This window comes from Viridibacillus sp. NPDC096237, from assembly GCF_050278625.1.
In the GTDB taxonomy this organism is placed as follows: domain Bacteria; phylum Bacillota; class Bacilli; order Bacillales_A; family Planococcaceae; genus Viridibacillus.
The window spans coordinates 3,063-4,894 of sequence record NZ_JBNNTI010000092.1 but is presented as its reverse complement, the minus strand read 5'-3'; the positions used below and the strand labels follow the sequence as shown (position 1 = coordinate 4,894).

Sequence of the window (1,832 nt, the reverse complement as noted above, 5' to 3'; positions counted from 1 at the left end):
TTGTTAAGTAAAATTTGGTTAAGTCCTCGATCTATTAGTATTCGTCAGCTCCGTATGTCGCCACACTTCCACCTCGAACCTATCTACCTCATCGTCTTTGAGGGATCTTACTTACTTGCGTAATGGGAAATCTCATCTTGAGGGGGGCTTCATGCTTAGATGCTTTCAGCACTTATCCCGTCCACACATAGCTACCCAGCGATGCCCTTGGCAGAACAACTGGTACACCAGCGGTGTGTCCATCCCGGTCCTCTCGTACTAAGGACAGCTCCTCTCAAATTTCCTACGCCCACGACGGATAGGGACCGAACTGTCTCACGACGTTCTGAACCCAGCTCGCGTACCGCTTTAATGGGCGAACAGCCCAACCCTTGGGACCGACTACAGCCCCAGGATGCGATGAGCCGACATCGAGGTGCCAAACCTCCCCGTCGATGTGGACTCTTGGGGGAGATAAGCCTGTTATCCCCGGGGTAGCTTTTATCCGTTGAGCGATGGCCCTTCCATGCGGAACCACCGGATCACTAAGCCCGTCTTTCGACCCTGCTCGACTTGTAGGTCTCGCAGTCAAGCTCCCTTATGCCTTTACACTCTACGAATGATTTCCAACCATTCTGAGGGAACCTTTGGGCGCCTCCGTTACTCTTTAGGAGGCGACCGCCCCAGTCAAACTGCCCGCCTGACACTGTCTCCTACCCCGCTAAGGGGCATGGGTTAGAAGTTCAATACAGCTAGGGTAGTATCCCACCAACGCCTCCTCCGAAGCTGGCGCTCCGGAATCTCTGGCTCCTACCTATCCTGTACAAGCTGTATCAAAATTCAATATCAGGCTACAGTAAAGCTCCACGGGGTCTTTCCGTCCTGTCGCGGGTAACCTGCATCTTCACAGGTACTATAATTTCACCGAGTCTCTCGTTGAGACAGTGCCCAGATCGTTACGCCTTTCGTGCGGGTCGGAACTTACCCGACAAGGAATTTCGCTACCTTAGGACCGTTATAGTTACGGCCGCCGTTTACTGGGGCTTCAATTCGCACCTTCGCTTGCGCTAAGCACTCCTCTTAACCTTCCAGCACCGGGCAGGCGTCAGCCCCTATACGTCACCTTACGGTTTTGCAGAGACCTGTGTTTTTGCTAAACAGTCGCCTGGGCCTATTCACTGCGGCTCTCTCGGGCTTTCACCCTACTAGAGCACCCCTTCTCCCGAAGTTACGGGGTCATTTTGCCGAGTTCCTTAACGAGAGTTCTCTCGCACACCTTAGGATTCTCTCCTCGACTACCTGTGTCGGTTTGCGGTACGGGCACCTTTTACCTCGCTAGAGGCTTTTCTTGGCAGTGTGAAATCAGGAACTCCGGACATACGTCCTCGTCATCACAGCTCAACGTTATAGAAATGGGATTTGCCTCATTTCACGCCTCACTGCTTGAACATGCATAACCAACAGCATGCTTACCCTATCCTACTGCGTCCCCCCATTGCTCAAATGGTAAATAGGTGGTACAGGAATATCAACCTGTTGTCCATCGCCTACGCCTATCGGCCTCGGCTTAGGTCCCGACTAACCCTGAGCGGACGAGCCTTCCTCAGGAAACCTTAGTCATTCGGTGGACGGGATTCTCACCCGTCTTTCGCTACTCATACCGGCATTCTCACTTCTAAGCGCTCCACCAGTCCTTCCGGTCTGACTTCACAGCACTTAGAACGCTCTCCTACCACGGACATCTAAGATGTCCATCCACAGCTTCGGTGAATTGTTTAGCCCCGATACATTTTCGGCGCAGCGTCACTCGACCAGTGAGCTATTACGCACTCTTTAAATGATGGCTGCTTCTG

1 rRNA gene (only partly in view) is annotated in these 1,832 nt (G+C 52.7%); it reads right to left on the bottom strand.

Annotated features, from left to right (window positions below):
* Positions 1-14: 14 nt before the first annotated feature.
* A 23S ribosomal RNA gene (locus tag ACQKMD_RS21700) occupies positions 15-1,832 on the bottom strand (it continues 1,211 nt past the right edge of the window).